Here is a 7,952-nt window from a genome sequence, read left to right on the forward strand (position 1 = left end):
TATTCTAGCCAAACTGCAGCATCGTCTTGGACGATTCATACGATGTCATGCGGCGTGCTCTCGCCTACATTTATGCGATGGATACAGCGATCGTTCCCCAATCTCGACACGTCCGCACCGCCATCCCGGGCCCGCGGTCCGCGGCGCTGCATGCCGAACGGGTGCAGCAGGTCTCCAGCGGGTTCGGCATTGCGCTGCCGGTTTTCATCGACCGGGCCGGCGGCGGCATCCTGCAGGACGTCGACGGCAACCGCATCATCGACTTCGCCTCGGGCATTGCGGTCACCAGCGTCGGAGCCGCCAACCCGCTCGTGCAGGCCCGCGTCACGGAGCAACTGGCCCGTTTCAGCCACACCTGTTTCATGGTCACCGAGTACGACTCGTTCACTGCGGTCTGCGCCTGGCTGAACGCACACACCCCCGGCGACTTCGAGAAGCGCACCGCACTGTTTTCCACCGGGTCGGAGGCCGTGGAGAACGCCATCAAGATTGCACGGGCTGCGACCGGCCGGTCGAAGGTCCTCGTCTTCGACGACGCGTATCATGGCCGCTCCCTGCTGACCATGGCCATGACTGCCAAGGAGAAGCCATACAAGGTCAGTTTCGGGCCCTTCCCCACCGAGATCGTCCGTGCGCCGATGGCGGCCCCGCTGCGCTGGCCGAGCGGAGCGGAGAACGCCACTGCCGAGGCGCTCGCGGGGGTTGAGGTGGTCCTGGCCGAGCAGGGCCCGGACACCTTCGCCGCACTGGTGATCGAGCCAATCCAGGGAGAGGGCGGCTTCATCGTTCCCGCCGCCGGCTTCCTGGCCGGGCTGCGCGACATCGCGGCCCGTCACGGGATCGTCTTCGTGCTCGACGAGGTGCAGGCCGGCATGGGCCGCACCGGCACGATGTTCGCCAGCGAACACGAGGGCGTCGCCGGGGACCTCCTCATCACGGGGAAGGCACTCGGTGGGGGGCTGCCGCTCACCGCCGTGACCGGCCGCGCCCTGCTGATGAACGCCGTGCACACCGGGGGACTCGGCGGCACCTATGCCGGTAACCCGCTGGCCTGCGCGGCCGCGCTCGGCGTCTTCGAGGCATTCGAAAACGGTGATCTGCTCGCCGGAGCGCGGCGCATCGAGAGCACCGCCCGCCGGGTCCTGGAGCCGCTCGTGGCCGCAGACTCCCCAATCGTCGACTTCCGTGGTCGTGGCGCCATGCTCGCGATCGAATTCGCCGATTGCGGAACCCTCCGGCCGCGCCCCGAGCTCGCCGCCGCGGTCGCCGCGCGCTGCCACGAGCAAGGGGTGCTCGTGCTGGTCTGCGGAACGTACGGGAACGTCATCCGTCTGCTTCCCCCGCTCGTCATCGGCCAGGACCTGCTCGAAGACGGACTTGCCGTGCTGCGGGAAGCCGCCCTGTCCGTCTACGCCGACTGGCCTGTCGGCACCGGGGCGGTGCGCGCGTGAACGCACCTGGGGTGACGGCCTTCGCTGCAGGCGTCAACCTCGGATATGACCCGAGTTACGACCCGCACACTGGCGGGCGGCGCGGAGGCGTTGCTCACACGACGCCGGAGCGTGTCGGTGAGATCCTGCGGCGGGCGCGGGACGTGGCTTCCCGCATTGCCGGGACCAGCCCGGCGACCCGGCAGGGCTGGCTCACCATGATCGCGGAGTCCCTCAGGACCCACGCCGACGAACTCGTGCAGCTCGCCGGAGAGGAGACCGGACTCGGTGCCGACCGGCTGCGCGCCGAACTCGCCAAATGCGCCACCAGCACGATCTTCTACGGCGCGGTCACGGCCGAGGGCAGCTACCTGGACGCGAGTACAGAGGGCATCGGCGGCAACTCCACCCTGGCCAGATGGAACACCCCGATCGGTCCGGTCGCGGTGTTCGGGGCGAGTAACTTCCCGTTCGGGTTCGGTGTGATCGGCCACGACGTGGCTTCGGCGCTCGGCGCCGGCTGCCCCGTCATCGTCAAGGCGCACCCGGCCCACCCGCGACTCAGCGTACGGCTGGCGGAGCTGGTCGCCGACGCGCTCGCCGCCGCCGGTGCGCCCGACGAAAGCTACGCCCTCGTCGTTGGTTTCGACGCGGGGCTGCAACTCGTCGACGCCGCCGAAGTCGCCGCGATCGCCTTCACCGGCAGCCAGGGCGGCGGAATGGCGCTCGTGGAACGTGCCGCCGCGCGCGGCGTGCCGGTGTTCGCCGAAATGGGCACGGTGAACCCGGTCTTCGTCACGACGGCTGCCGCGGTGGACAGCGCAGAGATCGCGGCAGGCTTCGTCGGCTCATTCACCCTCGGCGCCGGGCAGTTCTGCACCAAGCCCGGGCTGCTTTTCGCCCCTGCGGGCGCCGGGATCTTCGACGCCGTGCTGGCCCAGCTCCCGCAGGCCCCCCGGGCACCGCTGCTGACGGCCGGGATCGCGCGCGGCTACCGGGCCGGCCTGGCAGGGCTCGCCGAGGCCGCCGATGCCAGCGCTGAGGCCGCCACTGCCACGGCGACCGCCACGGGAACGGCGACGGAGCCGGCCGATGACTATGCGGTCGACCCGCAGGTCTTCCTGGTGCGGTTGGAGGACCTCCATCCCGGCTCGCGCCTGCTGGCGGAATGCTTCGGCCCGGTCGCGCTGGTCTGCGAGTACGAGAATGCCGGGCAGGCGCTTGACGCCCTGACCAGGTTGCAGCCGAGCCTGGTCGCATCCGTTTTCACCGGGGGTCCTGCTGACCCGGAGTCGGCGGAGATTGTGCGCCGGCTGCTCGGGCAGGTCGGCCGGGTGGCGGTGAACGCGTGGCCGACCGGGGTGGCCACCAGCTGGTCCATGCAGCACGGCGGACCGTGGCCGGCCACGTCCCGGTCCGACGCGACGAGCGTCGGCGCGGGCGCGCTGGGCCGCTTCGTGCGAGCGGTCGCGGTACAGAATGCCGAACCCGCGCACCTGCCGGCGGCCCTCCACCCCGACAACCCCTGGCGAATTCCCCGGCGCATCGACGGCCGGCTGACCCTGCCCACCCCTGACTTCCGGCTCAACCTGACGAAAGCGAAACCATGACTGACCTCTCAACCCGCATCGACCCGGCCGTGACGCACACTCCCGCCGGCATCGTCGCCTCGCCCCTGATCGACACCTCAGACCTGATCGACATCGAGTCGCTGCTCAGCGCCGACGAGGTGGCGCTGCGCGCTTCGGTGCGCGCCTTCGTCGACACGACCATCAGGCCGAACATCGCCGGTTGGTACGAGAACGGGGTCTTCCCCTTGGAGATCGTGCCCGAACTGGCGAAGCTCGGCCTGCTCGGAATGCACCTAAAGGGGTATGGCTGCCCGGGCCGCAGCAGCGTCGAGTACGGCCTGGCCGCCCTGGAGCTCGAGGCAGGGGACTCCGGTCTCCGCACCTTCGTGAGTGTGCAGGGATCCCTCGCCATGAGCGCCATCCACAAGCATGGCTCGGAGGAGCAGAAGAGCGAGTGGCTACCGAGCATGGCGGCCGGTGAGGCGATCGGATGCTTTGGGCTGACCGAGCCGAACTCGGGCTCCGACCCCAGCAGCATGACCACGTTCGCGCGCCGCGACGGCGACGACTGGCTGATCTCCGGGACGAAGCGGTGGATCGGGCTGGCCGCTGTCGCCCAGGTGGCCGTGATCTGGGCAATGACCGACGACGGGGTGCGCGGTTTCGTCGTGCCCACCGACACGGCCGGTTTTACGGCCACGGTGATCGGACCGAAACTCTCCATGCGGGCCTCCATCCAGTGCGAGATCGACCTGGACAACGTGCGCCTGCCCGCCTCGGCGATGCTGCCGAACGCCAGGGGGCTGAGCGGCCCGTTCGCCTGCCTGAACGAGGCGCGCTACGGCATCGTCTGGGGTGTCATGGGCGCGGCGCGAGACAGCTATGTCACCGCCCTGGCCTATGCCGGCGAGCGGATGCAATTCGACAAACCCCTGTCCGGCTACCAGCTGACCCAGCAGAAGCTCGTCGACATGGCATTGGAGATCAACAAGGGCACGCTGCTCGCCCTGCACCTGGGCCGGCTCAAGGACGCCGGAATGCTGAAGCCACACCAGATCTCCATCGGCAAACTGGGCAACACCCGCGAGGCGATCAAGATCTGCCGGGAGGCACGCACCGTGCTCGGCGGCAACGGCATCACCCTGGACTACTCTCCGCTGCGCCACGCCAACAACCTCGAGAGCGTGCGCACCTATGAGGGCACGGACGAGGTGCACACCCTGATCATCGGCAACCACATCACCGGGCTTCCCGCGTTCCGCTGACTCTGGGCCACCGGTACCTGCACTGAACACCCAACTCATCATCAAAGGAGATCACATGAGTTCGCTTGCTGTCATGGACGAGGCCCCCACCTCGAAGTTTCACCGAAAGCTCCTCATCGCGTGTTGTGGGGGTCCGTTTCTTGACGGGTACATCCTCAGTCTCATCGGGGTAGCCCTGGTCGGGTTCGCCGCTGACTTTCCCGTCAGCCCAGTGCAGGTCGGCCTGATCGGAGCTGCCTCCCTGATCGGGATGTTCTTCGGTGCGATCATCTTCGGTACGCTCACCGACCGCATCGGTCGGGAGAAGATGTACGCCGTCGACCTGATGGTGCTGGTCGGGGCCTGCTTCCTCACGGCCTTCGTGCAAGGACCGTGGCAGCTCATCCTGCTGCGCTTCATCATCGGTCTCGCGATCGGGGCGGACTATCCGATCGCAACGTCACTGCTCACCGAATTCACGCCCGTGAAGCAGCGCGGCTTCATGATCGGTCTCTCAGCCCTTGCCTGGGGCCTGGGCGCCATGACCGCATTCCTCGTCGGCTGGATCATGGTCGAGGCATCGGGCGGCTACGAGCTGTGGCGATGGATGCTCCTGAGCGGCGGCATCCTCGGGGTCATCGTCGTGATCATCCGCCGGGGTATCCCTGAGTCTCCGCGCTGGCTGATCCAGAAGGGTCGGATCAAGGAAGCCGAGGACGTCATTGAACAGGTCTACGGACACCGGGACATGTCCCTCCGCGCGGCCAGCACCGAGGACAGGACCCTGCCGACCTTCCGGGCTCTCCGCCTGGTGCTGGGCAGGAAGTACCGCAAGCGCGTGATCATGTGCGGCGTGCTGTATTTCGCCCAGATCACACCGCAGTATGCGATCTACATCTTCGGACCGATGATTCTGATGTCCTTCGGTCTGGAGGGAGGTAGCCTGGACATCATCGGGACCGCCGTGATCAGCCTCCTCTTCGTTCTCGGGAACATCGCCGCGTTGCGGCCGGTCGAGACGCTCGGCCGGCGTCCGATGACGGTCATCCCGTTCGCGCTCATGTCCGTGCCGCTGATTGCGCTCTGGCTGCTGCCCAGCGGGCCGGTGTGGTTCGTCATCCTCGCGTTCTGCTTCTACGCGTTTGTCTCCGGCGGCCCCAGCCTGATGGAGTGGATTTACCCCAATGAGCTGTTCCCGACCGAGATCCGTGCCACGGCCGTCGGCATTGTCGTGGCGATCAGCCGCATCGGCGCGGCCACTGGCACGTTTCTCATGCCGATCGGCCTTGCCCACATGGGCGTCGGCGGTGTCATGCTGGTGGGGGCGGTCCTGACCGTCATCGGCTTCGTCGTCACGTACGCGTGGGCGGAAGAGACCAAAGGCCGCTCGCTGGAGGACACCTCTTCGATCACGGTTATCACCCCCGAACAGCTCGCGACGGCTCGCCCCCGGTAGCCGCCACGCCCGGGCCTATCCGCGATTGTGGGATTGCTCTGTAATATTGGCCACTGGGGGAATACCGTGATGGCCTTGAGCAGCACCAGAATGCGGCAGCGATTCGCCGCACAGTTCATTATCGAGAAGCTTCTCCGTGAGCAGGGAACCAAGCCGCCGCGCGGCAGGCTGGACCGCTTCCTCGGCCGCACGCCGTTGGCCCCCGCCAGCGTGGGCTGGTATGACGGCGCAGAGGGCGAGATCGAGGTCGGCGCGCGGCTGGCGACGCTTCCGCCGGAGTGGGCTGTGTTCCACGCCCTCCCGATCGGCGGTCACGGCTGGGACATCGACCACGTGCTCGTCGGTCCCGGCGGGGTCGTCACTATCAACACCAAGCAACACCGGGGACAGCGCGTCTCGGTGGAGCGGCGCACGGTGCTCGTCGGCGAACGCTCGGTTCCCTACATTCGACACGCCAGGTTCGAGGCCGAGCGCCTTACGCTCCTGCTTCAGGACCGCCGACCGTTGACCCACCCAGTTCACCCGGCGGTCGTCTTCGTCAACCCGCGCTCGCTGCACTACCGGAGTCTGCCGGACGATGTGAAAGTCGTCGACGCCCGCAATCTGGTCGAGTGGCTGACCGATCTACCCGTCACCCTCGGCCCGGCCGCGCGGCTCGGCATCATCGAGGTTCTCGATAACCCGGACATGTGGGGCGACCTGCCCGTCGACAGCGGAGCTGGGCTGATGCAACGCTTCACCGCCCTGGAGGCGGAGGTGCGCGCAGCCCACCTCCAACGCCGGGTGCTATGCCCGCTCGAGCTCGCCCTGAGCGGCACCGTGTTCGCCGGCGTGATCGGCGTCTCCGCCGGGCTGATCGGCAGCCTGCTCGGCGGCTGACCGTTCCCCGGAGCGCCCACGCCGCGCGATGTCGGATCCCGTATCCGGACGGCTCGAAGGAGAGCAGAATGCACCGTATACAGCGTGAATATTAACGGCTGGGGCAGTTCTCCCAGCCGTCGGGCGTACCCTCGATATACGGTTCGTCACGAACGCCGGGAGGGGAGACAGTGGTGTACACCCGTGTTGAGTCAAGTACCGCCGTACAAAAGTTAGCGATCGGACTGCACGATTCCGCCCGGGATCGGCCGTGGGTCGTCGTTTCGTCACCGTTCGGCACGGCTGCGCCCGAAATCGGGATCGACCAGCTGTCGACCCAGATCGGCGACGTGGCCCAGGTCTTCCTGATCCAGACCGGTGAACTCACCCGCCAGCTCGGCGACCTGTTGCCGCCACAATTCCAGGTCTACGGCAGCGCGGGGCGCTCCTACCCGATCGGCCCGGGCGCCTTTGCCGACCTCTCCCGTTCCCGCCTCCGTTTCACGCACGGCGACCCGCAGCACGCCACCGACCAGCTGGTTACGGATGCCCTCGCCCACGCCCACCAGGCCGGCCTCTTCGCGCTCGCCCCGGCATCCGTCATCACGGTCACCGGCACCGTGAAGGGTTTCCTGCTCCGCGGCTCCCGCGCCCTTGTCGAACTCGACGACGGCGGGATGGCCACCGTGTGGCAGGAGTTGACCTACCCACCCGTGCCGTTGGACTGGACCCTGGTGCCCGGCCAGCGGGTGCAGGGTGCGCTCGACGTGCCAACCCACCGGCTCAACGTGGAGGTCAAGCCGCCGACCAACGCGGCGATCGCCACGCGTTTCCCGAACGGCGGCATCACCCTCGCCCTCGTGCAGAAGGTCAGCGCGCAACGCGCCGTGCTCGCCCTGCATCCGCATCTCTCCATCACGATCACCCGCGCCGACATTTCCCCGAACCCGCTGGACAAGGTCGACGCCCTCCTCTCTGAGGGCGACGTGGTGGCCGCGCGGGTCATCCACCTGCCCAGCGGAGCCGTGCACCTGTGCCTGAGCGACGTCGACGACGACGAGCCTGTGCTGCCGCCGCTCGCCGCGGTGCGCAATGGACCGCCGTGGCTGCGCGAGAACCGTCCGCTGTTGCCGATCGTGGAGGAAGACGAGCACGCCGACGAGCCCGTGCTCGAGCCTGCCTCGGCGCAGAGCCCGGTCGAATACGCGCGGGCGCACGCCGCATCCGTGCTGGCCGAGACCTCCCAGGCCGAGCTGGTTGCCCTGGCCGCGATGGCCCACCTTGACGAATCGTTCCGTCCGCCGCGCCCGTCTCCCGGCCCGGGCCGCAGCCACGCGGCGCGCCACCCGACCGCTGCGGCGATCCCGTTCCGGGTCGCGCCGACCCCGGCCCC

Annotated in this window: 6 protein-coding genes; all 6 read left to right on the forward strand. The window is 68.2% G+C overall.

Going from position 1 to position 7,952, the window contains the following annotated elements:
- Window positions 1-77 precede the first annotated feature (77 nt).
- Window positions 78-1,451 (forward strand): aminotransferase class III-fold pyridoxal phosphate-dependent enzyme, encoded by a 1,374-nt coding sequence (locus E3O19_RS05590; protein ID WP_174776900.1) that lies wholly within the window; start codon window positions 78-80, stop codon window positions 1,449-1,451.
- Entirely contained in the window at window positions 1,448-3,040 is a 1,593-nt protein-coding gene (locus E3O19_RS05595; RefSeq protein WP_198413863.1) for an aldehyde dehydrogenase family protein, read from the forward strand. Before E3O19_RS05590 ends, E3O19_RS05595 begins: the two co-directional genes overlap by 4 nt.
- Window positions 3,037-4,266 carry an acyl-CoA dehydrogenase family protein gene (locus E3O19_RS05600; protein ID WP_134565993.1) on the forward strand — a complete coding sequence of 410 codons (1,230 nt, stop codon included), beginning with the start codon at window positions 3,037-3,039 and terminating at the stop codon, window positions 4,264-4,266. The genes E3O19_RS05595 and E3O19_RS05600 overlap by 4 nt, the downstream gene beginning before the upstream one ends.
- 55 nt (window positions 4,267-4,321) lie before the next feature.
- Entirely contained in the window at window positions 4,322-5,701 is a 1,380-nt protein-coding gene (locus tag E3O19_RS05605; protein WP_198413864.1) for an MFS transporter, read from the forward strand.
- A gap of 75 nt (window positions 5,702-5,776) precedes the next feature.
- Window positions 5,777-6,580, forward strand: coding sequence for a nuclease-related domain-containing protein (locus E3O19_RS05610; protein WP_166804481.1), 804 nt, complete (start codon window positions 5,777-5,779; stop codon window positions 6,578-6,580).
- Window positions 6,581-6,753: 173 nt separating this feature from the next.
- A partial coding sequence (locus E3O19_RS05615) for a hypothetical protein (RefSeq protein WP_198413865.1) occupies window positions 6,754-7,952 on the forward strand: 1,199 nt, incomplete at its 3' end.

This window comes from Cryobacterium algoritolerans, from assembly GCF_004402785.1.
GTDB classification, from domain to species: domain Bacteria; phylum Actinomycetota; class Actinomycetes; order Actinomycetales; family Microbacteriaceae; genus Cryobacterium; species Cryobacterium algoritolerans.